We start from the raw sequence: 25,430 nt of genomic DNA on the forward strand, positions 1-25,430 counted from the left end.
ATGGAATTGACGGAACGATGAAAGACCCGGCAGATATTCCGGTTACACGACGCGGCCTGCTTGCGCTGGCCGCCGCAAGCCTTGCCATCGGACCGAGACGGGCAAACGCTGGCAGGGGCAGGGTCGTTGTCGTCGGCGCTGGCCTGGCCGGCCTTTCCGCGGCCCGGAGCCTTCTGGCTGGCGGCTTCGACGTCATCGTCCTGGAAGGCAGGGACCGCATTGGCGGGCGCATCCATACCTCGCGCCTCTGGCCGGACATGCCCATGGATCTCGGCGCAAGCTGGATCCACGGCACGAAAGGCAATCCGCTGACGGCGCTGGCCGGCGAGGCCGGCGCGCGTCTCGTCGAGACCAGTTATGACGCTGCCATTGAGATCGGACCGGATGGCGGTGCGGCCGATACCGATGATGCGGCCGCTGCACGCATTCTTCGCCGCGCATTGAAAGCGGCTGAAAACCGCGAGGCTGACATCTCCGTGCTCGAAGCGCTCGAGGCCTCGTCGGACTGGCGCAAGGCGTCACCGGCGGAACGCACGAAGGTCCGGCACATCGTCAACGCAACCTTGGAGCAGGAGTATGGCGGCCCGGCCCGTCTTCTGTCCGCTTGGTATGGCGATGACGGAGTCGTGTTCGAGGGCGGCGATGCGCTGCTGCCAGGCGGCTTCGACCAGATAACGACCCTGTTGGCTGAAGGGCTCGACATCCGCTTGGGCCAGGAGGTGAGCGAGATCGCCCCCGGCCATATCCGGCTGGCCGAAGGCGTTCAAATCCCAGCCGACCTCGTGATTTGCACCGTGCCGCTCGGGGTTCTCAAACAGGGCAGGATCGACTTTGCGGAAAACCTGGCACCGGCGCGACGCGCGGCTATAGGTGCACTTGAAATGGGCTTGCTGAACAAGTGCTTGCTGCGTTTTGACAGGATATCCTGGCCCGAGGATGTGGACTGGATCCAATGGATGGCCCCGGTACCTGGCCAATGGGCGGAATGGGTGTCCCTGGCAAGGTCGCTCGGCGCGCCTGTCCTGCTCGGCTTTCATGCCGGCGACGATGCGCGCAGGCTGGAAACGCTGGATGACAGGGCAACGGCAGCGGCTGCCCATGATGCGCTGCGCGCCATGTTCGGCAACGCCTTTCCTGCGCCTCGGGCGGTTCAGGTCACCCGGTGGTCACAGGATCCCTTCTGCCATGGCAGCTACAGCTATAATGCTGTCGGATCCGGTCCGGCGTCGCGCAAGGCACTGTTCGGTTCCGAATGGGACGGCCGACTGTGGTTTGCCGGCGAGGCTGCGGCACCGGATTCCTATGGCACGGCACATGGCGCAGTGATGTCGGGCCGCCGCGTGGCCAAGGCCATCCTCTCCCGATGACGTGTCCGGCTCAGGCCCTGACGAAGAGAATGTCGGCGATCCCGCCGTGGTCGTAGACCCAGGCGGTCCGGTCGCCGCGCTCCACGATCATGTCGGGCGGGCAGCTCTCGCCGTCGAGATCCTCGGCATCGAACAGGAAGTCCTCCGGCAGCAGGTCCCCGGCAAGCGGCGGAAGATCGTCGGGCGCCAGCGGCGGCGTGGTGACGACCTGGATACGGGAACGCGGGCTGGACTCGTCGGCGACTGGCAACACGGGGCGGGACTCCTGATTCTCTCCTGGCCGGAAGCGAATCGCACCGGCCTGCGAGAGGGAGCATTTTCCCGCCCTGGTATCGGAAGTGTTAACGACCGCTCATGTTCCCAGCATGGCGGGGGCCGCCGTATCGGTCCGGGTGGCCGGCATGGCTGTCTCTCGCCGGTAGTCAAGCACCCGGTCGGTGATGCCGGCCGACAGCCACATTGCCCCGAGCGTCACCCAGGCGGTCAGTGCGAAGACCGAGCCGCCGGTCACGCCCGCGCCCACCGCGCAGCCGCCGGCAAGCATGCCGCCGAAGCCCATGAGCGCGGCCCCGAGAATGTAGCGGCGCATCGAGTATCCGTCCTGCCAGCCCTGGATCTTCAGTTCGCGCGAAACGAAGGCGGCCGTGAACGAGCCCAGGAACACGCCTGGCACCAGGCCGACGTCGAAATCGAGCTTGCTCGCTTCGAGGAAGAACATCAGCGTCTTGGCGGAAGGCCCGGTAAAGGTGAGGCTCGTCATCTGGACGGGCTCGAAGGCGACCGCCGAAAGCTGCGCCGTGTACCACCAGGCGGCGGGCACCATCAGCCCTGTCAGCACCGCCGTGACGGCAACGAGAAGACGGGTGCGCTCGCGCCAGGCAAACCACAGGCCGGCAGCCAGCCAGATCGCGGAAAAGGCGATGGCGCCGCCTGTCGAGGTGCCGAAACGCTCCAAGAGGTCATTGCCGCCGATGGCGTTGCTGGTCATGCCGCCGGCAATCCAGTTGCGCAGCGGTGACAGGAAGCCGTGCAGGCTGGCCTGTGCCACAACGGCGAAGACGAGGCCCGACAGCAGCGCCCGAAGGTTTCCCGTCGCCGACAGCACCAGGAGGCGCGAGGCGCAGCCGCGCGCCATGATCATGCCGGTGCCGAACAGGAGGCCGCCGATGGCCGCGCCGGAAACCGACTGCGGCGATGCAAGCTGCCGCGCTTCTTTCAGGTTGACGTCACCGACAAGCGACAGCAACTGCGTTCCGATCAGCGCCATGGCGAAGACGAGCAGCCAGACGGCCACCTTAGACGTGATGTGGCCACGCGCGAAATCCACCGTCGCGGCGCGCAGGCAGAACCGGCTCTTCTGCGCGAAGGCGCCGAAAAGAAAGCCGATGGCCAGCGCACCCGCCGTGGCCAGTGCCGGTTCGCCGTAGCGATCGGCAAGCGAGATGAAATCCATCGCCCCACTCCGGTTCGAGAAAATGAATAGCACAAATCGCATGTATCGAGGGCCTCGGTGTTGATTGAAATCAAAACCGAGGGTCTTCGCGCTTTTTTCCCGGCAGGATGGAACCAGGCCTGCCGTCGCGCATTGGCGTTGTGTGATCTTTTGTCGCAAACACGACAGGGTTGCAGGGACGCGTGTCGCGGGCAGGAGGCCATGGTCGGGAAGATGACGTCAGGCTTCGAGCTCGGGCTGGCCAGTGGCGCGCAGGCTCACCAGCCGGCAAACGATGATGAAATGGGGAGGGGATTACATGACAGACGTCATGCCTGAAGCCGCCAATCCGGTGGAAACGGACTATGAAATCGGTCAGGACAACATCGAGGGACAACTCGGGCCATTCGGCTTCGACATTCACAACCCGGTCTTCCTGATCTCCGGCCTCGCGATCGTCGCTTTCGTCTTCTATGCCCTGGCCTTCCAGGAACAGGCCGCCGCCGTCTTCGGCGCGATGCGGCCCTGGCTCACCAGCACATTCGACTGGTTTTTCCTCCTTGCAGCCAACATCTTCGTGTTGTTCTGCCTGTTTCTCATCGTCAGCCCCTGGGGCAAGGTGCGCCTTGGCGGGCCGGACGCGGTGCCCGAATACAGCTACACCGGCTGGTTCGCCATGCTGTTCGCGGCGGGCATGGGCATCGGCCTGATGTTCTTCGGTGTGCTGGAGCCGGTCTATCACATGGCCGTATCGCAGCCGCTTGGCACCCCGTCGCCCTTCGCCGAGGACGGATCGGTGATCGCGGCCAATGTCGAGGCCGCCAAGGAAATGGGGCTGGCGGCAACGATCTACCATTGGGGCCTGCATCCCTGGGCAATTTACGCCATCGTTGCCCTGGCACTGGCCCTCTTCACCTTCAACAAGGGGCTGCCGCTGACCATCCGCTCCGCCTTCTTCCCGATCTTCGGCGACCGGGTCTGGGGCTGGACGGGCCATATCATCGACACGCTGGCCGTCTTTGCCACCCTGTTCGGCCTGGCAACCTCGCTGGGCTTCGGTGCGCAGCAGGCCAATGCCGGTCTCGAGCACGTCTTCGGCATTCCCAACAACACGACGGTGCAGGTGCTCCTGATCACCTTCATCACCAGCATTGCCCTGTTCTCGGTCCTGCGCGGCCTCGATGGCGGCGTGAAGCTCCTGTCCGAGATCAACATGGGCATTGCCGCGCTGCTTCTGCTCTTCGTGCTCTTCGTCGGGCCGACGATGATGATCCTCACCGATTTCGGCCAGGGCATGGTTGCCTACGTGCGCGACCTGGTGCCGCTGTCCAATCCCTTCGGCCGTACCGATGACAGTTACCGCGAGGGCTGGACGGCGTTCTACTGGGCCTGGTGGATCTCCTGGTCGCCCTTCGTCGGCATGTTCATCGCGCGTGTCAGCCGCGGCCGGACGGTGCGCGAGTTCATCACCTGCGTGCTGATCATTCCGAGCATCGTCTGCGTGCTCTGGATGGCCGTGTTCGGCGGCGTCGCCATCGACCAGGTGCTGTCCGATCCGGCGGCGAGCATGGTCAAGCAGAACGTGATCGACAACTACAACCCGCCGCTGTCGCTCTTCGCCATGCTGGAAGGCCTGCCGCTGTCGTCCATCACTTCGGTGATCGGCATTGTCCTGGTGATCGTCTTCTTTGTCACCTCGTCCGACTCCGGCTCGCTCGTCATCGACACCATCACCGCTGGCGGCAAGGTCGATGCGCCGGTGCCGCAGCGCGTGTTCTGGGCCACGTTCGAGGGCGCCGTCGCCATCGTCCTGCTGCTTGGCGGCGGCCTCGCCGCGCTCCAGGCCATGGTGATTTCCACCGGCCTGCCGTTCACCCTCGTGCTGTTGCTCATGTGCGTGGCCATCGTGAAGGGCCTGCAGAGCGAACCGCGAACCTGATCGGGCGTGCAAAACAGGGATGAGGCGGCGCTGTCCGGCGCCGCCTTTTTCCGTTCAGCCCGGAAGCAGGAAGACCGTGTGGACGAGAAGGCCGATCGTCAGCACCAGGAAGGCCAGGAAGGAAAGGCCGAAGCCGATGCTGCGCTGCCAGGCCGGTGCGTCGGCCTGGATGAAGTGCAGGGCATGCAGCCCGCGCCCGATGGTGAATGGCAGGCCCAGGGCATGGATGGCCAGCGCCGGGGCGCCCAGCAGCGCGGCCACGCCCAGCATGACGAAGAACATGGGGATCGCCTCGATGGCGTTGGCATGGCCCCTGAGCAGCCGGATCAGGTGCGGGTCGCCGCCATCCCCCATCATGATTCGCACCCGCACCCGGTGCCGTCCGGTCGCCGCCGTCAGGGCCAGCAGGACAAGGGCATTGAGCGCGGCGTAGAATCCGGTCGCGGCAAGGGCGGTCGTCGTCATCGGGAAGGTCCTCTGTCTGGCGCGGGGCGGTATCGGGCTTTACGTGCCCGTGGTTGCGCGGATCATCGCGATGCGGCCGGTCCCGCGCAATCGGCAAACAGCTCCCTGCGCTGATGCAACACATCAAAAAAGTGCATTTGTGCAAAGGGGCGTCTTGCTGCTAAAGCCGCCGCATGACCGCGACGACAATTCCCGGCCGTCGGCCGATCCTGGCATATGGCTTTGGCGGACTGGCCGGTATGGCTGCCGCCATGGGCATCGGCCGCTTCGTCTATACGCCCATCCTGCCCTCGATGATGGATTCGCTCGGCCTGTCGGCTTCCGACGCCGGGCTGATCGCCTCTGCCAATTATCTCGGCTACCTGGCCGGAGCGCTGATGGCGGCCGGTGGCGGCAGCCAGGGCCGCGAACGCACCATCGCGCTGTCGGCGCTGGCCGCCTCGGCCGTGCTGTGTGGCGCCATGGCGGTCTCGGACAGCCTGGTCGCCTTCCTGATCGTCCGTTTCCTGGCCGGTGTCGCCAGCGCCTACCTCATGGTCTTCCTGTCGGCCATCGTGCTCGGCAAGGCCGCCAGCGCCGGCCGGCCGGGCGTCCAGGCCCTGCATTTCGGCGGTGTCGGCACCGGCATCAGCCTGTCCGCGCTGATCACCGGCGCCGTGTTCCTGGCCGGTCATGGCTGGCGCGAGAGCTGGCTGGCCGCCGCTGCCGTCTCCGTCGTGGCGCTCGCGGCCGTGGCCATGCTGATCGAGGGTGTGCCGAAATCGGCGGCAAGGCCGGCCCCCGAGCCTCGCCTTGTCTGGACGGCCCCGCTGGTGCGAATCGCGCTGGCCTACGGGCTGTTCGGTGCCGGCTACATCGTCACCGCCACCTTTCTCGTCGCCATCGTTCGCCAGGGCGAAGGCGGTCCGCTGTTCGAATCCGCTGTCTGGCTGGCCACCGGTCTCGCGGCCGCGCCGTCGGTCTGGGCCTGGGGCTTCGTGCAGCGCCGCATCGGCCTGACCACGACCTACGCTGTCGGTTGCCTGGTCGAGGCCGTCGGCGTCGGCGCCTCGGTGTCCATGGGTGGCTATGCGGGCCCGCTGCTGGGGGGCGTCCTGCTGGGCGGCACCTTCGTCGCCATCACTGCCTTCGGGCTGCAGGCCGGCCGCGCCATGGCCGGTGCGGCCCCGCGCCGCGCCCTGGCGTTGCTGACGGCGGTCTTCGGCACCGGACAGATCATCGGCCCGCTTCTCGCCGGCTACCTCGCCGACTGGACCGGCAGTTTCACCGCGCCCTCGCTGGGAGCCTCGGCCGTGCTCCTGCTGGCGGCTGTTGCGGCGCTGAGCGCCGGCAAGGTCCGCTGATCCGCCTGTATCAGTAGCGCAGGCCCGCCACCGGCGAATCGCCGGTGAATTGGGCGATGTGGGCGCGGATGGGGTGGCAGGCCACGTCCGGCCTGGCGCAGACCTCGGTCGCGAAGCGTTCCAGCGCGCGCCAGTAGGCACCGCCGTTCATCAGCGTGAAGTGGAAACCGGCCTGCACCGGCTTGCGGTTGCCGTGGTAGGCGCGGTCGAACTCGCCCATCAGCGCGTCGTAGGCCCGTTCCTCATAGGCCGCACCATTGGCCGGGTCTTCCTTCGCGCCGGAATGGCGCGCGAACCAGTTGTAATCCATCGCGATGATGCGTTTCTGCTTCGGTCCTTCCGGGATCATCGGCAAAGGCATGGACCAGAGGCCGTGCTTCCTCGCCGCAGGCTGCGGATCTCGGCCCACCGTCGAGGCATCGTAGGCATAGCCCCTGGCCTTCTCGGCGGCAAACAGCGCGGCACTGGTCGAGAGGTAGGGCGCCCGGAAGCCGATCACGCCGGCCGCCATCTCCGACCAGCCATCCGGTGCCGGCCCGAAGCCGTTGATCCGCCAGGTGTTCTTCAGGATGTCGGCGAAGCTGTCGAACTCCTGCTCCCAGTCGGCCCGTGTCCAGTCCTTGCCGTCGAAGTGGCCGCAGCCGTGGCTGGCGATCTCGTGCCCGGCCCGCCATGCCGCAAGAATATGGCCGAGGCGGGTGCGGACCTCGTCCGCCGACTGGCCGAATCCCACGTTGGAGGCGGCCTCGCCGTGGTGCGGCGCCACGTAATGCGATTTCGTCTCAGGCGTCAGCAGAAAGGTGCAGGAGAGAAAAAAGGTGAACCGCGCACCCGTCCGCTCGCCGAGCGCCAGGGCGCGGTCCCACTGGGCATTGTCATGCGCCCCGTCGAAGGAAATCACCACTTCCTGGACCGGCCGGGTCCGGTCCGCAGCAAGGGCCGGAACCACGGCAGCGAGCGAAAGGGCGAGGAGGGCGGGAAGGCGGGAAGAAAAACGCATGGACCTTGAACGCGGCTGAAACGGGAAAGGTTGCACCGGAAGATGCACCCCATCACGTTCGCCGCCAAATATGGCGAGGATGAGAGCGCGAGGCCGAATGCCGGAACGCGGTCACCGGCCGGCGCAGGCCACGCATTTCTCCGCCATGGGGTCAATGGCCAGCCGGCCATCGGGAATTTCCTCGCCGCATTCGCTGCACCAGCCGTAGTCGCCCTCGCGCAGCCGCCGTTCGGCCAGTTCGATTCGGGTCAGGTCCCGCTGGCGTGCCCGCTCGGCCGCCTGCGCCAGGGCCTGCTGCTGCATGGCGTCCATCCGGCTCAGCCGACCGACCGACTGCTGGTCCAGTTCGACCGGCTGCCGGGCGTCGGACGCGAGGAGCGACTGCTCCTCGATCTCGGCTTTTCTCGCATCCAGCCGTTCGCGGGCTTTTTCCAGGTCGATGGTCATGGAACTCAGGCTACGGTTCCACTAGATAGGACGCAAGGTGTCCGGCAGGCGGGCGCAATGACAAGACAAGCGGAGGGGACTTCCATGCTTTACCTGATCCTGGGGCTCGTCGTGTTCCTCGGTGTCCATTCCGTGCGCATCTTTGCCCCGGCCTGGGCCGAGGCACGCAAGGCATCCATGGGCGAGGGGCCTTGGAAAGGGCTCTACTCGGCCACTTCGCTGATCGGTTTCGTGCTCCTCGTCTGGGGCTTCGGCCAGGCGCGCTGGACGGCGCCCGTGCTCTGGGCGCCGCCCTTCTGGGTCGGGCACATCACCGCGCTGCTCATGCTCTTCGCCATGATCGCGCTGGCCGCCTACATGCTTCCGGCCGGGCGGATCAAGGCCGCGCTCAAGCATCCCATGCTGGTGGCGGTCAAGATCTGGGCCTTCGCTCACCTGCTGATCAATGGAGACCTGGCCTCGGTCATCCTCTTCGGCAGCTTCCTGGCCTGGGCCGTCCTCGACCGCATCTCGCTCAAGCGCCGGGCCGCACCGACGCCCGTCGCAGGTCCGGCCACCTGGGACGTCGCCACCATCGTGCTGGGCCTCGTTCTCTACGGGCTCTTCGTCTGGAAACTGCATTTCTGGCTCTTCGGGGTGGTGCCGCTGACCACCGGCTGAAGCCCGTTTGCCGCAAAATCGCCACAGGCCCCCTTACATGGGCGTCAAAATCCGCTAAAACGCGGCAGTTTTTCCGGCAGGGTACCGCGTCCAGGACGGGGGCCCTGCGCTTCTTTCGACAGGTTTGAACCGCGCCATGTCCGACGACAGCTTCATTCGCGAAGTCAACGAGGAACTCCGACAGGACCAGCTCAAGGCGATCTGGGACCGTTTCGGAACGCTCATCATCACGGTGGTCGTGGTCGTCGTTGCCGCCACGGCCGCCTGGCGTGGCTATGTCTGGTATGTCGAGAGCAAGGCCAATGCCTCCGGCGATCGCTTCCTTGCCGCGCTGACCATGGCCCAGGAGGGCAAGTCGGACGACGCCATGAAGGCGCTCGAGGCGCTGGAGGCCGACGGCTACGGATCCTACCCGCTGCTGGCCCGCATGCGCGCCGCCACCCTGCTGGCGCAGGACGGCAAGGTCGATGATGCCGTGGCGTCCTTCGACGCCGTTGCCGCCGACACCGGCGTGCCGCAGTCGATCCGCGACATGGCCGCCCTGCGTGCCGCCTTCCTGCTCGTCGACCACGGCTCCTACGAGGATGTCGCCCGGCGCGCCGAACCGCTGTCCGCCGACAGCAACGATCTGCGCCATTCCGCCCGCGAGGCGCTGGGCCTATCTGCCTGGAAGAAGGGCGATGCCGCCGACGCCCTGAAGCTTTTCCAGCAGATCGCGGCCGACCAGCAGGCGCCGGGCAACCTGCGTCAGCGTGCGCAGATGATGTCCGAACTGATCGCCGGTTCCGGCGAGACCTCCTGACGAACCGGCCCGCCGTCATGGGATTCACCGTCGCGATCATCGGCCGCCCCAATGTCGGCAAGTCCACGCTCTTCAACCGGCTGGCGGGCCAGAAGCTCGCCCTCGTCGATGACACGCCGGGCGTGACGCGCGACCGGCGTATCCATGCCGCGCGGCTCTACGATCTCAAGTTCGATGTCATCGACACCGCCGGCCTGGAAGAGGCGGGGCCCGCCACGCTGGAAGGGCGCATGCGCGCCCAGACCGAAACGGCCATGGACGAGGCCGATCTCATTCTCTTCGTCATCGATTCCAAGTCCGGCATCATGCCGGCCGATCGCACGTTTGCCGACCTGGTGCGGCGCGCGGGCAAGCCGTCGGTTCTCGTGGCCAACAAGGCCGAGGCCCGCGATGCCCTCGGCGGCATGCTCGAAGCCTGGGAGCTGGGGCTCGGCGAGCCTTGCCCGATCTCGGCCGAACATGGCCAGGGCCTCCCGGACCTCCGCGAGGCGATGATCGAAGCGATTGGCGAGGACCGCGCCTTTGCCGAGGACGCCGTGGAAAAGGCGCTCGAGGCCGCCCCTGCGCGCGACGGGCTGATCGGCGACGACATCGAGGATCCCGATGCCGAGGACGTGCCGGCCTACGACGAGACCAGGCCGCTCAAGATCGCCGTGGTCGGTCGTCCCAATGCCGGCAAGTCGACGCTCATCAACGCCCTGATCGGCGAGGAGCGCCTGCTGACCGGTCCGGAAGCCGGCATCACGCGCGATTCCATCTCGGTCGACTGGGAATGGCAGGGCCGCCGCATCCGCCTTTTCGACACGGCCGGCATGCGCCGCAAGGCGAAGGTCCAGGAAAAGCTGGAAAAGCTCTCCGTGGCCGACGGCCTTCGCGCTGTCCGCTTCGCCGAGGTGGTGGTGATCGTGCTCGACGTCACGATCCCCTTCGAGAAGCAGGACCTGCAGATCGCGGACCTAATCATCCGCGAGGGCAGGGCGCCCGTCATCGCCTTCAACAAGTGGGACCTGGTGGACAACAAGCAGGAACTGCTGGCCGAGTTGCGCGAAAAGACGGAACGCCTGCTGCCCCAGGTGCGTGGTATTCGCGCCGTGACGATTTCCGCCGAATCCGGCAAGGGCCTGGACCGGCTGATGGAAGCCATCGCGCTGACCCACCGCATCTGGAACACCCGCGTCTCCACCGGCCGGCTCAACCGCTGGCTGGAAGGCGTGCTGACGCGCCACCCGCCGCCGGCCGTGGCCGGGCGCCGGCTGAAGATCAAGTACATCACCCAGGTGAAGACGCGTCCGCCGGGCTTCGTCGTTTCCTGCTCGCGCCCCGATGCCATGCCGACATCCTACGTGCGCTACCTGACCAACGCCCTGCGCGAGAGCTTCTCCATGCCGGGCGTGCCGATCCGTATCGCCCTGCGCGCGCCGGACAATCCCTACGCTTCGAAGGCGAAGAAGCGGAAATAGCGCCACCGGTCTGCGAACCGTCAGAAGGCCCGTCTCCCCGGCCCTGCCCATTGCACGGGCGGCGCCGGAGGCGGGCCTTTTTCGTGCCGCGTCACTTTCTTGCCGGTATTAACGGCCTATCAAGGTTAATCCATCATTGTCATGCGCAGTTGAGTTTGTACGCGTTTCCGGAGTCCAGCCTTGCGACGTTCCCGTTCCGTCAGCGCCCGTGCTGCGCATCGCCACCAGTCACTTCTCACGCCGCTCGTTCTCGGGCTTGCCGCCTGGATCGCCTTTCCGGTGATCGGGGCCCAGCAGGATGTCACCGCATTCGTCTCCGGGCTGGAGAGCGGCAAGGCACGTTGGAGCGCGGTCGTGGAGAAGTCGGTCGCCGGCTCCACCCATGCCGCCGAGATGCCCTTCGCCAACGACGACGTCGTCACCGGCTCGATTTCGGGCGCGGGACTGAGGGCCAGGGGCATCGGTGACGTGGCATTTCGCGGCAAGGGCGGCAAGGCGCCCGAAACACCGGACGAACTGCGCATCAACCGGTCGGAAAAGCAGGGCCGCCTGGTCAAGGTCGCACCCGTGGCCCCGCCGAAATCCTTCAACGCCGGCTCGGTCAACGAGCGCACCTCCTCGCTCTTGCGCCCAACCATCGACACCGGCGCGAAGATGGCTTTCATCAAGACCGAGATCGCCGGCAACGAACTGCGCCTGGCCTCCACCTTCTTCACCATGAAGGAGAAGAAGGTCGCGCCGGATCTGCCGGTCTCCATCGCCGCGCTCGTCAACAATGACACGCCGGACATCCTGGCCGCCGCCTATGCGCCGGCCAAGCCCGACTATGCCCGCCAGTCGCCCTTCGCCAGCCTCCTGAAGGACGAGACGAAAAAGGCCGGGCGTTTCGTTCCGCCCGTCGCGCGCGACGACCACGACTGGGCCAAGAGCCCGCTGCCGGCCGCCGCCTTCTCCGACCGCGAACAGCAGTGCCTGGCCGCCGGCGTCTATTTCGAGGCGCGCGGCGAGCCCGTGAAGGGCCAGGCCGCCGTTGCCCAGGTGATTCTCAACCGCGTGCGCAATCCCGACTACCCGAACACCATCTGCGGCGTCGTCTACCAGAACGAAACCTGGCGCAACCGCTGCCAGTTCTCCTTTGCCTGCGACGGCATCCGCGACCGAATCGCCAGTCCTGCCCACTGGACCACGGCCAAGGAAGTGGCCATGGCGGTGACCGCCGGCCGCATCTGGCTGCCGGGCGTCGGATCCTCGACCCATTACCATGCGACCTACGTACATCCGCGCTGGGCGCGCACGATGAAGAAGATGAAGCAGATTGGCCGCCACATCTTCTACCGCACCTATGGTGGCGGCTGGAGCTGAGAATCCGGGCTTCAAAACCCGTGAAAAGGGCGCGGCACGGCCGCGCCCTTTCGTCATTTCAGGCAATGCCGCAACGGATTCGCACCTCCCGGCTTACAACTTCCGTGCTATGACCTGGTTGGCGAAACTCCATCCAATTGATAATATTGGATAATTTCAATCGTTTTGCGCTGCGCAAGCCGTCTTGACGGGCGGGGGGCGCGTCACTATGGTGCGCGCGACTTTGAAGCGGGCGGCCGATACCGGTCTGGCCTGACGGGAGCGCGCAGGAGCCATGGCTGCAGATCACGGCGATAGCGAAGGCCAGCCCGGCAAGACCGGCGGACAATCCGCCCGCGACAATGGTCTGGAAAACCGCCTGCGCCAGCTTGACGAGAAACTCGCAAGCCGGCGGACGGCGGAGCAGGAGAAGGAAGCGGCCTGGGCCCGGAACAACAAGTCCGGCTGGGCCAATGCGGTGCGGTTGTCGAGCGAGTTCGTCGCGGCGGTGATCGTGGGAGTCGCCATCGGTTGGGTGCTGGACAAGTGGGCCGGCACGTCGCCATGGGGGCTCATCGTCTTTCTGCTGCTGGGCTTCGCGGCCGGTGTCGTGAATGTCATGCGGGCAACCGGCCAGATGGCCGAGTTCGGCCAGCAGGGCGGCGGCACGGGAGACCGCGAAAAGTGAGGGTTTTGGCGTCCGGAAACGGGTGCAGAGGTTTCGAAACGGGTGCGGGATGCCGCGCCGGCGATAACGGGGTTACGTGACGTGGCTGATCCGAACAAGGTCGATCCGATCCACCAGTTTCACATCAACAAGCTGATCGATCTCCAGATCGGCGGACTTGATTTCTCTTTCACCAATTCGGCCCTTTTCATGGTGATCGTCGTCGTTCTGACCGGCGCTTTCCTGGTGCTGACCACGTCGAGCCGCGGCCTCGTGCCGAGCCGGATGCAGTCGGTCTCCGAGATGGCCTATGAATTCGTGGCCAACATGCTGCGCGATGCCGCCGGCACCCACGGCATGAAGTTCTTCCCGCTGGTCTTCTCGATCTTCATGTTCGTCCTCGTGGCCAACCTGATCGGCCTGTTCCCCTATTTCTTCACCGTCACCTCCCACATCATCGTCACCTTTGCGCTGGCGATGCTGGTCATCCTGACGGTCGTCATTTACGGCTTCATGAAGCACGGGCTGAAGTTCCTGAAGCTCTTCGTGCCGTCGGGCGTGCCCGGCCTGCTGATGCCGCTGGTTGTCGCGATCGAGATCGTTTCGTTCCTCTCGCGTCCGGTCAGCCTCTCCGTCCGTCTTTTCGCCAACATGCTGGCCGGCCACATCACGCTCAAGGTCTTCGCCGGCTTCGTCGTGTCGCTCGGCGCCATGGGGGGCATCGGTTTCGCCGGTGCGATCCTGCCGCTCTTCATGGCCGTGGCGCTGACGGGCCTCGAACTGCTGGTGGCCTTCCTGCAGGCCTACGTCTTTGCGGTGCTCACCTGCATGTACCTCAACGACGCTCTGCACCCGAGCCACTAGGAAACATTCACCGGCGGGCCATGCCCGCCAGTCAAGCAAACCGCATCAGATCGATCCAACAAGGAGTTTTACTATGGACGCGGAAGCAGCAAAGTACATCGGCGCCGGTATCGCTTGCCTCGGCATGGGCGGCGCGGGCATTGGCCTCGGCACCATTTTCGGCAACTACCTGGCGGGCGCCCTGCGCAACCCGTCTGCCGCTGACGGCCAGTTCGGCCGCCTGATCTTCGGCTTCGCCGTGACGGAAGCTCTGGGCATCTTCTCGCTGCTCATCGCCCTGCTGGCCCTGTTCGGCTGATTTTCCCGTCACCGGGTAATCGAGAACCTGCCGGCCGCCTGGCTTGAGGGCCTGCGGCCGGCCCGACCTTCAGGGAAAAGACCATGTTCGTTACCACCGCTTTTGCGGCCTCGGAAGGGGAAACCCACAACGCCGCGGCCGGAGAAACACATACCGAGACCGGCGTGCCGCATGGCGACGGGCATTCGGCCATGTTCCCGCCCTTCGATTCCGCGACCTTCCCGTCGCAGATCCTGTGGCTGGCCATTACTTTCGGCCTTTTCTACCTCTTCCTGAAGAATGCCGTGGTTCCGCGCATCGCCGGGATCCTGGAAGTCCGTCATGACCGGATCGCCCAGGATCTCGACCAGGCCGCCCGCATGAAGCAGGAAGCCGACGAGGCCATTGCTGCCTACGAGCAGGAACTGGCCGATGCCCGCGCCAAGGCGAACCAGATCGGGCAGGAAGCCCGTGACGCGGCCAAGGCCGAGGCGGATGCCGAACGCAAGGAAACCGAGGCAGCGCTCGACAAGAAACTGGCCGACGCCGAATCGCGCATTGCCGCGATCAAGGCAGACGCCATGAAGGACGTTGGCGCCATCGCCGAGGAGACCGCGATGACGCTCGTCGAGCAACTGGTCGGCAAGGCCACGAAGACCGAGATCGCCGCGGCGGTCAAGTCTGTCAACGGATAAGGACCAAGGCCCATGGACGCCACATCCCTCGCATCCGTCTGGGCGACGGTCGCCCTGTTCATCTTCATCGGCATCCTGCTCTGGCTGAAGGTGCCTTCGACGCTGGCCAAGTCGCTCGACGCGCGCGCCGACAAGATCCGCAACGATCTCGACGAGGCCCGCAAGTTGCGCGAGGAAGCCCAGCAGGTGCTGGCCGAATACCAGCGCAAGCGCAAGGAAGCCGAGGAAGAGGCGGCCGACATCGTCTCTGCCGCCAAGCGTGACGCCGAGCTTCTCAAGGCCGAAGCCAAGCAGAAGGCCGATGAATACGTGACCCGTCGTACCGCCGTGGCCGAGCAGAAGATCGCCCAGGCCGAGCGCGACGCGATCAACGAGGTTCGTTCCTCTGCGGTCGATCTCGCCGTCGAGGCGACCCGCACCGTGCTGGCCGGAAAGGTCGACGCGGCAACGGCCGGCAAGCTGTTCAAGGACTCGCTCGCCGAGGTCAAGGACCGCATGAACTGACCGGTCCTGCATCGTAGGCATTGAAGGCGCCGCGGCCTGTCCGCGGCGCCTTTTTCTTTGTGGCAAGGGATGACGGAAACCGGGAACCGTCCGCCCCGCGTGACGCCATGTGGCCTCCGCTGGCCGGCGCCGCCATCTGCTGTCGACAGGACAGATGCCGTCAGCGTGGCTTGAGCGGCGCGAAGCTGAAACGGTGCAGCGCAAGACGCCGCCATGGGCCGTGATCGCGTCGCGGTGACGCCTGGTCGCGTAGCCGGCATGGATGGAAAAACCGTAGACCGGATGCGACGGGCAGGTCCGCGCCATCATCCGGTCGCGCGTCACCTTGGCAAGGATGGACGCGGCGGCAATCGACATCGAGCGCTGGTCGCCCTTGACCAGGGCCCGGGCCGGGCAGGGCAGTCCCGGCGGAACATCGCGCCCGTCGGCGAGCGCGTAGCCGGGCGTGACGGAGGGTGCGCGGACGGCCCGCGTCATCGCGGACAGGCTGGCCTTGCGGATGTCCGTCCGGTCCGCCCCGCGTGACGCCGTGTGGCCTCCGCCGGCCGGTGCCGGCATTTGCTGCCGATAGGACAGATGGCGTCAGCGCGGCTTGAGCGGCGCGAAACTGAAACGGTGCAGGCGCACGACGCCGCCATGGGCCGTGATCGCGTCGCGGTGACGCCTGGTCGCGTAGCCGGAATGGATGGAAAAACCGTAGACCGGATGCGACGGGCAGGCCCGCGCCATCATCCGGTCGCGCGTCACCTTGGCAAGGATGGACGCGGCGGCAATCGACATCGAGCGCTGGTCGCCCTTGACCAGGGCCCGGGCCGGGCAGGGCAGTCCCGGGGGAACATCGCGCCCGTCAGCGAGCGCGTAGCCGGGCGTGACGGAGAGTGCGCGGACGGCCCGCGTCATCGCGGACAGGCTGGCCTTGCGGATGTCCGTCCGGTCGATGGATTCGGCACATACCGAAACGATGGAGGTTGCGATGGCCCGGGCAAGGATGTCCTGCATCAGGGCTTCGCGTTGGCCGGCCTTCAGGCGCTTGGAATCGTCCAGGCCTTCCGGTAGGTCAGCCGGGTCCAGAACGACGGCGGCCGCCACGACGGGGCCGGCGAGTGGGCCGCGCCCGGCCTCGTCCAGCCCGGCGACCGGACCCAGTCCGTCGCGGATCAGGCCAGTCTCCACCGTGAAATCCGGCAGGGGTGGGATCATGTCGAAAAGAAGCGGGGAATCGGAGGAGGTGCGAGCCATGAGCGGCATGCTTGCATCCTCGGCCGATTCCCCGCAAGGCCCTGCCGGGATGGTTGCGGCGAACCCGGCAGGGAAGCCGCCGGACGGGGACAGGGGATCTGGCCGGCGGAACAGGTCTGGCGCCGGCCGAGAACCGGCCGGGCGGGATTCGGGCAGGTCCGGGAAACGCGGCACCGCGCTCCGCGTCCGGACCCGCGGAAAACGGTGCATCAGAGAAGCGTCAGTTGCTCCCCGTCCGGGCGCGGCGGGATGAACAGGTCGGTCCGCAGGCTGCGGCGTTCCTCGTTGAGGCCGAGACGCCGGGCCGCGATCTCGAAGCGTCGCCCGATCTGCCAGGCATACGGACCCTTGCCCTTCATCCTGCGGCCCCATTCGGCATCGTAATCCTTGCCGCCGCGCATGGAGCGGATCAGCCCGATGACATGCCGATAGCGATCCGGGTAATGGCGCAGCAGCCATTCCTTGAACACGGGCGCCACTTCCAGCGGCAGCCGCAGGATGATGAAACCGGCTTCGCTGGCCCCTGCCGCCCGGGCGGAATCGAGGATTCGCTCGACTTCATGGTCGTTCAACCCGGGGACCAGCGGCGCGGCCATCACCGACACCGGAATGCCGGCCTCCGACAGCTGCTTCATGGTCTCCAGCCGCCGTGCCGGCGAGGCCGCGCGCGGCTCCATCGTCCGCGACAGCCGGTGGTCGAGCGTGGTCACGGAGAGCGCCACCTTGGCCAGTCCCTTGGCCGCCATGCGGGACAGGATATCGATGTCGCGAGTCACCAGCGCCGACTTGGTGACGATGCCGACAGGATGATTGGCCGCTTCGAGCACCTCCAGGATCTCGCGCATGACGCGCCATTTCTTCTCGATCGGCTGGTACGGGTCGGTATTGGTGCCGATCGCGATGGTGCGCGGCTCATAGCCCTTCTTGCCGAGTTCATGTGCCAGCAGGCGCGGCGCATCCGGCTTGGCAAACAGCCGCGATTCGAAATCCAGCCCCGCCGAAAGGCCCATGTAGGCGTGGGTCGGGCGTGCGAAACAGTAGACGCAGCCGTGCTCGCAGCCGCGATAGGGGTTGATCGACCGGTCGAAGGAAATGTCGGGTGAATCGTTGCGCGTGATGATCGTGCGCGGCTTTTCCACCTGGGTTGTCGTCTTGAACGGCGCCAGCTCCTCGTCCAGGTCCCAGCCGTCATCGAAGACATGGCGGCTCAGGGCCTCGAACCGGCCGGACGGGTTGATCGCCGATGCCCGGCCCCGGCGACGCGCCTCTTCCAGGCGCATGCCGCTGGCATTGATCAACGCATTGGCCATGTCCGCGCCGCCTTCCGTGAAAGCTGACAGGTCCGCTTTGGCAATCGGTTCCATGGGCATCTCCTCGACGGAAACGAATCTGGGTGACTGACAATATTCCTATCGCAGGTAAGCGAACAAAGCAAGAACATATCTCAGAACATGCCGGGACCAGGGCAGGGTGTCGGCCTATTGGAAAGTGCCGGAACCTTCATCAGATGCCTGAAGAAAGTGCTTAGAAACCGGGATATTAGGCCTTGAGTCCATCTGGATTTCACAAGCCGGATAAGATAAGCGTCTCTGCAATGCTGACCGTGCTGATCGAAACCCACAACGACGAAGAACCGCTGGCGCGCACGCTGGCGACGCTGGTTCCGGCAGCCGTCGAGGGCCTTGTCCGCGACGTCATCGTCTGCGACCGCCAGTCCACCGACCACACCCACAAGGTTGCCGATCACGCCGGTTGCGTGTTCGTTGCCGGCGGCGATCTCGCCGCGGCCATCCGCAGGGCGCGAGCCGAGTGGATCCTGTTTCTGGAGCCGGGCGCCCGGATGATCGATGGCTGGATGGACCCGGTGATCGCCCATGCCGGTCACATGACGACGCCGGCCCGTTTTTCCCGCGCCCGGGAAGACCGTCCGGGTTTCTTCACCCGGGTCTTCTCGGCGCGCCGGCCATTGTCTGACGGCCTGGTGATCACGAAGCGGCAGGCCGCGGCCCTGGCCAAGAACGCGAAAACGTCCGATGCCGTGGCCCGCGGGTTGGCCACCCGCAAGCTGTCGGGCCTCATCAGCCCGGCACCGTCCCGCGCCCGTCGCTGACCATGGTTCCTAGACGGCCTTGCCGCCGCCGCGCTTCAGGTGCTCGTCCAGCCGGGGCATGATTTCCACGAAATTGCACGGCATGTGCCGGTAGTCGAACTGCAGGCTGAGGATCTCGTCCCAGGCATCCTTGCAGGCCCCCGGCGAGCCCGGCAGCACGAACACGAAGGTCTGGTCGATGATGCCGGCCGTCGCCCGCGACTGGATGGTCGACGTGCCGATCTTGTCGAAGGATATCCGGTGAAAGACGGCAGAGAAACCGTCCATCGTCTTGTCGAACAGCGGCTCCAGCGCTTCCGGCGTCACGTCGCGGCCGGTAAAGCCGGTTCCCCCCGTGGTGATCACCGCGTCCACGCCGTCGCCCGTTGTCCACGCCTTGACGCGGGCGCGGATCGCCTCCACGTCGTCGGTGACGATCGCCCGATCGCTCAGCACGTGGCCCGCTGCCTCGATCCGCTCGGCAAGCGTTCGGCCGGACTTGTCTTCCTCCAGCGATCGCGTGTCCGAGACGGTCAGCACGGCGAACCGCACGGGCACGAAGGGGCGGGTCTCGTCGATACGGCTCATGGCGCGTCTCCTGTCTGCGAGGCGAAGCTGGTCGTTGCGGCCACGAACCAGGCCGGGTGGGCCGCGGAAAGGCGCCGCGCCGCCGCGTCGGCCTCGCCGCTCGAACTGAAAATCGCGAAACAGGTCGCCCCCGATCCGGACATGCGGGCAAGCCGCGGCTTTTCCGCCGCGAGCGCGGCCAGGACTGCAGGGATGGCCGGGCAGATCGCGCAGGCCGCCGCCTGCATGTCGTTGCGCGTCTTGTCCAGCCACCCGATGACGCTGTCGACCGTCGTGAACGTCCCCGCCCCTGGCAAGGGGGCGTTGTCCCGGCTGGCCAGGTGGCGAAACACCTCCGGCGTCGACACGGCGACGCCCGGGTTGACGAGCACCATTGCCAGCGCCGGAAAGGGCAGGACCGGCGCGATGTCCTCGCCGATGCCTTCAGCCCGCAGCGGCGCGGCGCAAACGCACATCGGCAGGTCCGCGCCGAGCGCAAGACCGGTCGCCGCTAGGGCATCGGACGAAAGCCCGAGATCGAAACAGGCGTTGAGCGCCCGCAGTGTAGCCGCCGCGTCGGAGGACCCGCCGCCGATGCCGGAGGACACCGGCAGGATCTTCTCCAGGTGAATGGCCACCGGGCCGAAGGCATGGCCGGCACGCAACCGGTCGCGGGCCCGCGCCACCAGGTTGTCTTGCGCCGGGTCGAGGCTGCCGGCCATGGGGCCGGAGATCGTCAACCGGTCTTCCGGCGCCGGCGTCACCGTGATCCGGTCGCCAAGCGCGGTGAAAACCGCCAGCGTGTCGAGCAGGTGATAGCCGTCGGCCCTGCGGCCGGTGATGTGCAGCGCAAGGTTGATCTTGGCGGGCGCGTGGGCATGCCAGCGCCCGTCGACGTCCGCGACGGGATGCAAGCGGTGTCAGTCCTTCTTGAGCCGGTACTCGCCCGTCTCGGGATCCTGCACCAGCGTGCCATGGGCACGGTTCTTCAGTTCCGCTTCCTCGCGGCGGACCTTCGCCGAAACGCGTTGCGCTTCCTTCACGAAGGACTTGTAGCCGTACCAGGCGACAAGGCCGACGGTGCCCAACAGGAGAATCTGGGCCATTTCTTCCTCCTTCCGGCGCTGTCTCGTCTTTCGCCGGCGCTTTGCTGGAGACAGTCTACCCGTCCCGTGCCAACTCTCAAAGGCCCAACCGGCCCCACCATGCGCGCTCGTTCGCCGCATCGGCGATCGCCTCGACCGCCTGCGCGCCGCTGCCTGCGCTGAAGCCGAACAGGCCGCGGCGTCCGAACAGGCCCCGTGGCGGGCTGATCAGCTTGAGCCGGGTCTTCTCGCCGTAGCGCTCCTTGAGGAACGAGCGCATGTCGCCGATGCCGTCAACGAGACCCATCCGCAAGCCGGCCTCGCCTGCCCAGAACGCGCCGGTAAACAGCTCCGGATCGTCGGCGAGCCGGTCGCCACGGCGCGATTTCACCAGGTCGATAAAGGTCTTGTGGATGTCGAGTTGCAGGCTTTTCAGCCGCTCGATGTCCTCTTCCTTCTCCGGCTGGAACGGGTCCAGCACCGATTTGTTGCTTCCCGCCGTGTAGACCCGCCGTTCAACGCCGATCTTCTTCAGCAGTTCCGGAAAGCCGAATCCGGCGGAAATCACGCCAATGGAGCCGACGATGGAGGACGGGTCGGCAATGATCTCGTCGCCCGCGCAGGCGATCATGTATCCGCCGGAGGCCGCCGCGTCCTCGACGAAGACCAGAACCTTCTTGTCCTTCTCCCTCGCCAGGTCACGAATGCGCCGGAAGATCAGCCGCGATTGAACCGGCGATCCGCCCGGCGAATTGACCGAGACCGCAACCGCGGGGGCATCGCCGTAGGAAAAGGCCTTCTCGATGATGCCGGCGGTGGAGGCGAGGTTCAGCGCCGGCCGCCCGAGTGATCCGCCCGCGGCGATCACGCCATGCAGGCGGATCACGGGGATGGTCTTGCCTTCGGGGCGCAGGCGTTTCGGCAGCAATCGTGTCAGCGCGTTGGCCACGTGTTTCTCCGGTCGTGTTGGGTCCTGCCTGCAATGTAAGCGGCAAAGTGCCGCGCACAATGGCCAGGCCCGCTCTCAGTCACCGAAAAGTGACGCCCGGCCGTTGTTGATCCCGTCCGCCAGCTCCGAAAACCGGTCGCTGCCCGCCTCGTGCAGGAAGAGCGGCGGGGCGAAGGTCAGGCGCTTGCGCGAGGCGCGCGTGCCGCGAATGACCAGCCGGATCGCCGCCATGTCGGCGCGCGGGTGGATGGGCTTGATCTCCAGCGCACCGAACCGGCCGTCGAGCGCCGCCAGTGCTTCGCCGATGGCATCGGGGCGCAGGATGAGCGCGACCAGGCCGCGCGTCCGCGTGATCGCTGCGGCGGTGCGGACCCAGGCCTCGATGAGCCCGTCCGCCATGACATGCGCCTCGGCCTTCAGGTCGTCCGGCGTCCGCCGGTCGTGCCCGGCGTTGAAGGGCGGGTTCATCAGCACCGCGTCGAAGCCGTTGTCGGTAAGCCCGGCCTCGGCCCGCGCCTTGCCGCGCAGCGTCACGTCGGCCTCCACCATAGCCGCCCGTGCCCGAAGCCACGCGTTCTGCTCCAGGGCCAGGGTCTCGCGGCCATGCGCCGCCATTTCGGCGGACCGTTCGAACAGCACCACCTCCGCGTCGCGGCAGCGCGAGATCGCCGCCAGTCCCGCCGCGCCGGCGCCCGCGCCGAGATCGGCGATCCGCCCGGCAAAGCCCGACGGCAGCGCCGCGGCCAGCATCATCGCATCCATGCCCGCCCGGTGACCGCGGCGGGCGGGCTGCCGGAGCCAGAATTCGCCACGGTGGAAGGCGTCGATGGTGAAGTCCAAGGGCCGAGGCCTCAGTTGTCGCGCGTTTCGTCGCCGATGCCCGCGTCGGTCAGCAGGCGGCGGGCTTCCTCGATGCGTTCTTCCTCCACCATCAGCCGCCGGGGCAGGATGCCCAGCGAACCCTCCATGATGCTCATGTTGCCATCGGCGACAAAGCAGGCGATGCCGGCATCGCGCATCAGGGCCTCGGCGAAGGACAGGACAACCGGGTCGTTGGTCCGGATCAGTTCTTTCATGGCCGCGACTATGGCCGGGAAGGGGCCTTTCCGTAAAGCGCTATTGCCGCGCGGGAGACAAATGCTGCGCCAATTTGCGCGGCTCCGCGCCCGCTCCAGCCTTGCGGCACGCGCCGCAAGCGATTATCAGACGGACTTGCGGCGGGATGGATCGCCGGCGGGCATGAACGGAGTGTGGCCGTGGGAGTTGTAGTGTCGATCGACGAAGGCAAGAAGACGGCTGCTTCGGTCAAGCCGTTGATGGACCTGACGGCGCCGGGCATGGCCCGGGTCAACGAACTGATTCTGTCCAAGGCCGGGTCGGACGTCGAACTCATCCCCGAGATTTCCCGCCACCTCGTGGCGGCAGGCGGCAAGCGCCTGCGCCCGATGCTCACGCTGGCCGCGGCGGAAGCCTTCGGCTATTCCGGCGACGGCCACGTCAAGCTGGCGACCGCCGTCGAATTCATGCACACCGCCACGCTTCTCCATGACGACGTGGTCGACGAAAGCGACCTGCGGCGCGGCTCCGAGACGGCCCGCGTGATCTGGGGCAACCAGGCTTCGGTACTCGTTGGCGATTTCCTTCTCGGCCAGGCGTTCCGCATGATGGTCGAAGTCGGCTCCCTGCCCGCGCTCGACGTGCTCTCCACCGCGGCCTCGATCATCGCCGAGGGCGAGGTCTGGCAATTGTCGGCCGCCAAGGACCTGGAGACGACGGAAGACGACTATCTCGGCGTCATCAACGCCAAGACGGCGGCGCTGTTCTCGGCCGCCGCCGAGGTGGGGCCGATCATCGCCGGCAAGGGCAAGGCGGAACGCGCGGCCCTGCGCTCCTACGGCACCAATCTCGGTCTCGCCTTCCAGCTTGTCGACGACGCCCTGGACTATGGCGGCTCCTCCGCCGACCTCGGCAAGAATGTCGGCGACGATTTCCGCGAGGGCAAGGTAACGCTGCCGGTGCTGCTCGCCTATCGCCGTGGCTCGGCCGACGAGCGCGCGTTCTGGAAGCGCGCCATCGAGGAAGGCGACAGCGGCGACGACAACCTCGCGACGGCGCTGGCTCACATGCAGCGCCATGGCGCGATCGCCGACACCATCCAGCGCGCCCGCCACTACGGCGAAATCGCGCGCGATGCGCTCGCTCCGCTGCCCGCCGGCCCCCAGAAGGCCGCGATGGTCGAGGTCATCGACTTCTGCATTTCGCGCGTGGTCTGAGCAGCCTGCGGACCTGCAACGGACGGGATCGCGCACCGCCGTCCGGCCGCATTGCGCCGTGACCGCAAAAAGGCCATCCTTTGCCTGATGACTCGCGACCATGTGCGGCGCGCGCCGCGATTTGTGACAGGCGAAAGCAGGAAGGAATGACATGCGGTTTGGTTTGATGCGCAGGGTATCGGGTCTGGCGATCCTGGCAGCGGTTGCATTCACGGGCGGCCCGGTCATGGCCAAGGAAACCGCCGCAGCGCCAAAGGCGCCGCCGGTTGTCGCCGCGTCGCTCGCCGGCGCCTTCCTCGCCGCGCGAACGGCGGAAGCCGACAACGACTACGCCGACGCCATTGCCTTCTACCAGCGCGCCCTTGCATTCGATGTCGACAACGAGCAGCTTCAGCAGTCGCTCCTCCTGACGATGATTGCCGGCGGCCGGTTCGACGATGCGCTGCCCGTCGCCGAAAAGCTGAAATCGGTTCCCGAAGCCGAGCGCTACGCCCGACTTGCGCTCGGCGTCGATGCCATTCGCGGCAAGCAGTATCGCTCGGCGATCAATTATTTCCGCCTGGCGCTCTCGTCCGACCTCGACAACCTCCTGACCGGGGTGCTGACGAGCTGGGCCATGACTGGATCCGGGAATACCAAGGACGCGCTGGAACACCTGGCAAAGCTTGAAGGACCGGCCTGGTTCGAGATCTTCCGGAATTACCAGGCGGCGCTGATCGCAGACGTGGCCGGCGATCCCTCGGCAGGCGAGCGCTACCAGAAGGTTCTCGATGACCGCGCCGCCGCCGGCGCGGCGCCCGACACCTGGCTGCGCGCGGTCGATGCCTATGTCTCCTGGGCGGCCCGCAACGGCCGCCAGAAGAAGGCCATGGAGGTTGCCGATCTCGGCCTGGAGGTCTCTGCCGGACGCCCGTCGACGACGGCGTTGAAGGCAGCCATCGAGGCCGGGAAGACGGTTCCCCCGCTGGTCCGCAATCCGAAGGAAGGCGGCGCCGAGATCCTGCTGAACGTTGCCGCGGCGCTCAATCGCACGGGCGGCGAGAATTTCGTCCGCCTCTACCTGCGTTATGCGCTGGCCCTGGATCCGAACAATGACATGGCGTTGGCGACGCTCGGCTCGGTCGCCGAGAAACTGGGCGAATCCCAGCTTGCCATCGATACCTATTCGAAGGTCCCGGCGACCTCGTCGTTCAAGCGGCTGGCCGAGTTGCAGCTCGGTCTGAACCTCGCCGACCTCGATCGCTACGACGAGGCCGTCAAGCATCTCAAGACGGCCATTGCCGAGGACGAGACGGACACCCGCGCCTGGCTTTCGCTCGGCGGTGTCTATGCCGCCAAGGAGGAGTTTGCCGAGGCCGCGAAGCTCTACGACGAGGCGGTGACCAAGATCGGCGAGCCGAAGCCGGAAGACTGGACGCTGTTCTACCGCCGCGGCATTGCCTACGAGCGCATCAAGCAGTGGGACAAGGCCGAACCCAATTTCCGCAAGGCGCTGGAACTTGAACCCGACCAGCCGCAGGTGCTCAACTACCTCGGCTATTCCTGGGTCGACATGAACCGGAACCTTGACGAAGGCCTGGAGATGATCCGCAAGGCCGTCGATCTGCGCCCGCAGGACGGCTATATCGTCGACTCGCTCGGCTGGGCCTACTACCGCCTCGGCCGCTACGACGAGGCGGTGAAGGAACTTGACCGCGCCGTCAGCCTCATGCCCCAGGACCCCACGATCAACGATCATCTCGGCGATGCCTACTGGCGGGTCGGACGGCGCCTGGAAGCCACCTTCCAGTGGTCCCATGCCCTTGGCCTCAACCCGGATGACGACCTCAGGCCGAAGGTCGAGGCCAAGCTGAAGAAAGGCCTGCCTGAGGAGAAGAAGCCGGACCTGGCCGAACCGGCGGAGGCCGGAAAGGGCGGCGACAAGGGATGATCCGGCCGACCGATTGACCCGCATCAAGGCCGGGG

At 66.5% G+C, this 25,430-nt stretch carries 28 protein-coding genes and 1 pseudogene; 15 read left to right on the forward strand and 14 right to left on the reverse strand.

Annotated features, from left to right (window positions below):
* Positions 1-17: 17 nt before the first annotated feature.
* The gene (locus tag CSC94_RS10920; protein WP_099306375.1) at positions 18-1,367 is read left to right on the forward strand and encodes a flavin monoamine oxidase family protein; all 1,350 of its coding nucleotides are present in this window, start codon (positions 18-20) and stop codon (positions 1,365-1,367) included.
* A 10-nt stretch (positions 1,368-1,377) separates the two neighbouring features.
* On the opposite strand, the gene CSC94_RS10925 is transcribed toward CSC94_RS10920, so the two are convergent.
* A complete protein-coding gene (locus CSC94_RS10925) occupies positions 1,378-1,620 on the reverse strand; it encodes a hypothetical protein (RefSeq protein ID WP_133122871.1) in 243 nt (80 codons plus the stop codon).
* Between the two features lie 99 nt (positions 1,621-1,719).
* Entirely contained in the window at positions 1,720-2,820 is a 1,101-nt protein-coding gene (locus CSC94_RS10930) for a YeeE/YedE family protein (protein WP_099306377.1), read from the reverse strand.
* 298 nt (positions 2,821-3,118) lie between these two features.
* On the opposite strand from CSC94_RS10930, the gene CSC94_RS10935 reads away from it, so the two are divergent.
* Positions 3,119-4,738, forward strand: a complete 1,620-nt coding sequence (locus CSC94_RS10935) for a BCCT family transporter (RefSeq protein ID WP_099306378.1) — start codon at positions 3,119-3,121, stop codon at positions 4,736-4,738.
* A 54-nt stretch (positions 4,739-4,792) separates the two neighbouring features.
* Here CSC94_RS10935 and CSC94_RS10940 read toward each other — a convergent pair whose 3' ends face one another.
* On the reverse strand, positions 4,793-5,203 hold the full coding sequence (locus tag CSC94_RS10940; RefSeq protein ID WP_099306379.1) for an MAPEG family protein: 411 nt from the start codon (positions 5,201-5,203) through the stop codon (positions 4,793-4,795).
* A 173-nt stretch (positions 5,204-5,376) separates the two neighbouring features.
* Here CSC94_RS10940 and CSC94_RS10945 point away from each other — a divergent pair, with 173 nt between their 5' ends.
* Positions 5,377-6,546 (forward strand): YbfB/YjiJ family MFS transporter, encoded by a 1,170-nt coding sequence (locus CSC94_RS10945; protein WP_099306380.1) that lies wholly within the window; start codon positions 5,377-5,379, stop codon positions 6,544-6,546.
* Between the two features lie 10 nt (positions 6,547-6,556).
* Here CSC94_RS10945 and CSC94_RS10950 read toward each other — a convergent pair whose 3' ends face one another.
* The gene (locus tag CSC94_RS10950; RefSeq protein WP_099306381.1) at positions 6,557-7,546 is read right to left on the reverse strand and encodes a polysaccharide deacetylase family protein; all 990 of its coding nucleotides are present in this window, start codon (positions 7,544-7,546) and stop codon (positions 6,557-6,559) included.
* 111 nt (positions 7,547-7,657) lie between these two features.
* A complete protein-coding gene (locus CSC94_RS10955; RefSeq protein ID WP_099306382.1) occupies positions 7,658-7,993 on the reverse strand; it encodes a TraR/DksA family transcriptional regulator in 336 nt (111 codons plus the stop codon).
* 84 nt (positions 7,994-8,077) lie between these two features.
* Here CSC94_RS10955 and CSC94_RS10960 point away from each other — a divergent pair, with 84 nt between their 5' ends.
* The 9 genes from CSC94_RS10960 to CSC94_RS11000 all read left to right on the forward strand — a co-directional run bounded on the left by CSC94_RS10960 (position 8,078) and on the right by CSC94_RS11000 (position 15,263).
* Positions 8,078-8,653, forward strand: a complete 576-nt coding sequence (locus tag CSC94_RS10960) for an NnrU family protein (RefSeq protein WP_099306383.1) — start codon at positions 8,078-8,080, stop codon at positions 8,651-8,653.
* Between the two features lie 136 nt (positions 8,654-8,789).
* Positions 8,790-9,455 (forward strand): tetratricopeptide repeat protein, encoded by a 666-nt coding sequence (locus tag CSC94_RS10965; protein ID WP_099306384.1) that lies wholly within the window; start codon positions 8,790-8,792, stop codon positions 9,453-9,455.
* 17 nt (positions 9,456-9,472) lie between these two features.
* Positions 9,473-10,915 carry a ribosome biogenesis GTPase Der gene (gene der / locus CSC94_RS10970; protein WP_099306385.1) on the forward strand — a complete coding sequence of 481 codons (1,443 nt, stop codon included), beginning with the start codon at positions 9,473-9,475 and terminating at the stop codon, positions 10,913-10,915.
* Positions 10,916-11,095: 180 nt separating this feature from the next.
* On the forward strand, positions 11,096-12,277 hold the full coding sequence (locus tag CSC94_RS10975) for a cell wall hydrolase (RefSeq protein ID WP_099306386.1): 1,182 nt from the start codon (positions 11,096-11,098) through the stop codon (positions 12,275-12,277).
* 274 nt (positions 12,278-12,551) lie between these two features.
* Complete coding sequence (locus CSC94_RS10980) at positions 12,552-12,944, forward strand: AtpZ/AtpI family protein (RefSeq protein ID WP_099306387.1); 393 nt, start codon at positions 12,552-12,554, stop codon at positions 12,942-12,944.
* An 81-nt stretch (positions 12,945-13,025) separates the two neighbouring features.
* Entirely contained in the window at positions 13,026-13,787 is a 762-nt protein-coding gene (locus CSC94_RS10985; protein WP_099306388.1) for a F0F1 ATP synthase subunit A, read from the forward strand.
* A 73-nt stretch (positions 13,788-13,860) separates the two neighbouring features.
* Positions 13,861-14,085, forward strand: a complete 225-nt coding sequence (locus CSC94_RS10990) for a F0F1 ATP synthase subunit C (protein ID WP_099306389.1) — start codon at positions 13,861-13,863, stop codon at positions 14,083-14,085.
* A gap of 83 nt (positions 14,086-14,168) precedes the next feature.
* Complete coding sequence (locus CSC94_RS10995) at positions 14,169-14,759, forward strand: F0F1 ATP synthase subunit B (RefSeq protein WP_099306390.1); 591 nt, start codon at positions 14,169-14,171, stop codon at positions 14,757-14,759.
* Between the two features lie 12 nt (positions 14,760-14,771).
* Positions 14,772-15,263, forward strand: a complete 492-nt coding sequence (locus tag CSC94_RS11000; RefSeq protein ID WP_099306391.1) for a F0F1 ATP synthase subunit B — start codon at positions 14,772-14,774, stop codon at positions 15,261-15,263.
* Positions 15,264-15,423: 160 nt separating this feature from the next.
* Here the strand turns inward: CSC94_RS11000 and CSC94_RS11005 are convergent.
* The 3 genes and pseudogenes from CSC94_RS11005 to CSC94_RS11015 form a co-directional block, all read right to left on the reverse strand.
* A pseudogene (locus CSC94_RS11005) lies at positions 15,424-15,791 on the reverse strand (ribonuclease HII); the annotation flags it as partial.
* Positions 15,792-15,845: 54 nt separating this feature from the next.
* Entirely contained in the window at positions 15,846-16,502 is a 657-nt protein-coding gene (locus CSC94_RS11010) for a ribonuclease HII (RefSeq protein WP_099306487.1), read from the reverse strand.
* Between the two features lie 209 nt (positions 16,503-16,711).
* Positions 16,712-17,866: a PA0069 family radical SAM protein gene (locus CSC94_RS11015; RefSeq protein WP_099306392.1), complete on the reverse strand. Its 1,155-nt coding sequence runs from the start codon at positions 17,864-17,866 to the stop codon at positions 16,712-16,714.
* Between the two features lie 230 nt (positions 17,867-18,096).
* Here CSC94_RS11015 and CSC94_RS11020 point away from each other — a divergent pair, with 230 nt between their 5' ends.
* The gene (locus CSC94_RS11020) at positions 18,097-18,612 is read left to right on the forward strand and encodes a glycosyltransferase family protein (protein WP_099306393.1); all 516 of its coding nucleotides are present in this window, start codon (positions 18,097-18,099) and stop codon (positions 18,610-18,612) included.
* A gap of 9 nt (positions 18,613-18,621) precedes the next feature.
* Here CSC94_RS11020 and moaB read toward each other — a convergent pair whose 3' ends face one another.
* From moaB to CSC94_RS11050, 6 genes are all read right to left on the reverse strand, one after another.
* Positions 18,622-19,179, reverse strand: a complete 558-nt coding sequence (gene moaB / locus CSC94_RS11025) for a molybdenum cofactor biosynthesis protein B (RefSeq protein WP_099306394.1) — start codon at positions 19,177-19,179, stop codon at positions 18,622-18,624.
* Positions 19,176-20,072, reverse strand: a complete 897-nt coding sequence (locus CSC94_RS11030; protein WP_099306395.1) for a 4-(cytidine 5'-diphospho)-2-C-methyl-D-erythritol kinase — start codon at positions 20,070-20,072, stop codon at positions 19,176-19,178. The genes moaB and CSC94_RS11030 overlap by 4 nt, the downstream gene beginning before the upstream one ends.
* A gap of 6 nt (positions 20,073-20,078) precedes the next feature.
* Positions 20,079-20,264 (reverse strand): hypothetical protein, encoded by a 186-nt coding sequence (locus CSC94_RS11035; RefSeq protein WP_099306396.1) that lies wholly within the window; start codon positions 20,262-20,264, stop codon positions 20,079-20,081.
* A gap of 76 nt (positions 20,265-20,340) precedes the next feature.
* Positions 20,341-21,192: a S49 family peptidase gene (locus tag CSC94_RS11040; protein WP_099306397.1), complete on the reverse strand. Its 852-nt coding sequence runs from the start codon at positions 21,190-21,192 to the stop codon at positions 20,341-20,343.
* A gap of 75 nt (positions 21,193-21,267) precedes the next feature.
* Positions 21,268-22,032 (reverse strand): tRNA1(Val) (adenine(37)-N6)-methyltransferase, encoded by a 765-nt coding sequence (locus tag CSC94_RS11045; RefSeq protein ID WP_245408323.1) that lies wholly within the window; start codon positions 22,030-22,032, stop codon positions 21,268-21,270.
* Positions 22,033-22,043: 11 nt separating this feature from the next.
* A complete protein-coding gene (locus tag CSC94_RS11050) occupies positions 22,044-22,268 on the reverse strand; it encodes a putative signal transducing protein (RefSeq protein WP_099306398.1) in 225 nt (74 codons plus the stop codon).
* Between the two features lie 240 nt (positions 22,269-22,508).
* Between CSC94_RS11050 and CSC94_RS11060 the strand changes: the two genes are divergently transcribed.
* Together CSC94_RS11060 and CSC94_RS11065 are read left to right on the forward strand one after the other, a co-directional pair.
* On the forward strand, positions 22,509-23,465 hold the full coding sequence (locus CSC94_RS11060) for a polyprenyl synthetase family protein (RefSeq protein WP_425356517.1): 957 nt from the start codon (positions 22,509-22,511) through the stop codon (positions 23,463-23,465).
* Positions 23,466-23,616: 151 nt separating this feature from the next.
* Positions 23,617-25,395: a tetratricopeptide repeat protein gene (locus CSC94_RS11065; protein WP_099306400.1), complete on the forward strand. Its 1,779-nt coding sequence runs from the start codon at positions 23,617-23,619 to the stop codon at positions 25,393-25,395.
* The last annotated feature ends 35 nt before the right edge of the window (positions 25,396-25,430 follow it).

This window comes from Zhengella mangrovi (assembly GCF_002727065.1).
GTDB classification, from domain to species: Bacteria; Pseudomonadota; Alphaproteobacteria; order Rhizobiales; family Rhizobiaceae; genus Zhengella; species Zhengella mangrovi.

What these genes read in the sequence shown, in the direction of transcription:
- CSC94_RS11035 (WP_099306396.1), bottom strand. Translation starts at nt 20,264, where the DNA reads ATGGCCCAGATTCTCCTGTTGGGCACCGTCGGCCTTGTCGCCTGGTAC.
- CSC94_RS10955 (WP_099306382.1), bottom strand. Translation starts at nt 7,993, where the DNA reads ATGACCATCGACCTGGAAAAAGCCCGCGAACGGCTGGATGCGAGAAAA.
- CSC94_RS10950 (WP_099306381.1), bottom strand. Translation starts at nt 7,546, where the DNA reads ATGCGTTTTTCTTCCCGCCTTCCCGCCCTCCTCGCCCTTTCGCTCGCT.
- CSC94_RS11000 (WP_099306391.1), top strand. Translation starts at nt 14,772, where the DNA reads ATGGACGCCACATCCCTCGCATCCGTCTGGGCGACGGTCGCCCTGTTC.
- CSC94_RS10940 (WP_099306379.1), bottom strand. Translation starts at nt 5,203, where the DNA reads ATGACGACGACCGCCCTTGCCGCGACCGGATTCTACGCCGCGCTCAAT.
- CSC94_RS11010 (WP_099306487.1), bottom strand. Translation starts at nt 16,502, where the DNA reads ATGGCTCGCACCTCCTCCGATTCCCCGCTTCTTTTCGACATGATCCCA.
- CSC94_RS10960 (WP_099306383.1), top strand. Translation starts at nt 8,078, where the DNA reads ATGCTTTACCTGATCCTGGGGCTCGTCGTGTTCCTCGGTGTCCATTCC.
- CSC94_RS10945 (WP_099306380.1), top strand. Translation starts at nt 5,377, where the DNA reads ATGACCGCGACGACAATTCCCGGCCGTCGGCCGATCCTGGCATATGGC.
- CSC94_RS10995 (WP_099306390.1), top strand. Translation starts at nt 14,169, where the DNA reads ATGTTCGTTACCACCGCTTTTGCGGCCTCGGAAGGGGAAACCCACAAC.
- CSC94_RS10990 (WP_099306389.1), top strand. Translation starts at nt 13,861, where the DNA reads ATGGACGCGGAAGCAGCAAAGTACATCGGCGCCGGTATCGCTTGCCTC.
- CSC94_RS10930 (WP_099306377.1), bottom strand. Translation starts at nt 2,820, where the DNA reads ATGGATTTCATCTCGCTTGCCGATCGCTACGGCGAACCGGCACTGGCC.
- CSC94_RS11060 (WP_425356517.1), top strand. Translation starts at nt 22,509, where the DNA reads ATGGACCTGACGGCGCCGGGCATGGCCCGGGTCAACGAACTGATTCTG.
- CSC94_RS11050 (WP_099306398.1), bottom strand. Translation starts at nt 22,268, where the DNA reads ATGAAAGAACTGATCCGGACCAACGACCCGGTTGTCCTGTCCTTCGCC.
- CSC94_RS11020 (WP_099306393.1), top strand. Translation starts at nt 18,097, where the DNA reads ATGCTGACCGTGCTGATCGAAACCCACAACGACGAAGAACCGCTGGCG.
- moaB (WP_099306394.1), bottom strand. Translation starts at nt 19,179, where the DNA reads ATGAGCCGTATCGACGAGACCCGCCCCTTCGTGCCCGTGCGGTTCGCC.
- CSC94_RS11015 (WP_099306392.1), bottom strand. Translation starts at nt 17,866, where the DNA reads ATGGAACCGATTGCCAAAGCGGACCTGTCAGCTTTCACGGAAGGCGGC.
- der (WP_099306385.1), top strand. Translation starts at nt 9,473, where the DNA reads ATGGGATTCACCGTCGCGATCATCGGCCGCCCCAATGTCGGCAAGTCC.
- CSC94_RS10980 (WP_099306387.1), top strand. Translation starts at nt 12,552, where the DNA reads ATGGCTGCAGATCACGGCGATAGCGAAGGCCAGCCCGGCAAGACCGGC.
- CSC94_RS10965 (WP_099306384.1), top strand. Translation starts at nt 8,790, where the DNA reads ATGTCCGACGACAGCTTCATTCGCGAAGTCAACGAGGAACTCCGACAG.
- CSC94_RS10920 (WP_099306375.1), top strand. Translation starts at nt 18, where the DNA reads ATGAAAGACCCGGCAGATATTCCGGTTACACGACGCGGCCTGCTTGCG.
- CSC94_RS11065 (WP_099306400.1), top strand. Translation starts at nt 23,617, where the DNA reads ATGCGGTTTGGTTTGATGCGCAGGGTATCGGGTCTGGCGATCCTGGCA.
- CSC94_RS10935 (WP_099306378.1), top strand. Translation starts at nt 3,119, where the DNA reads ATGACAGACGTCATGCCTGAAGCCGCCAATCCGGTGGAAACGGACTAT.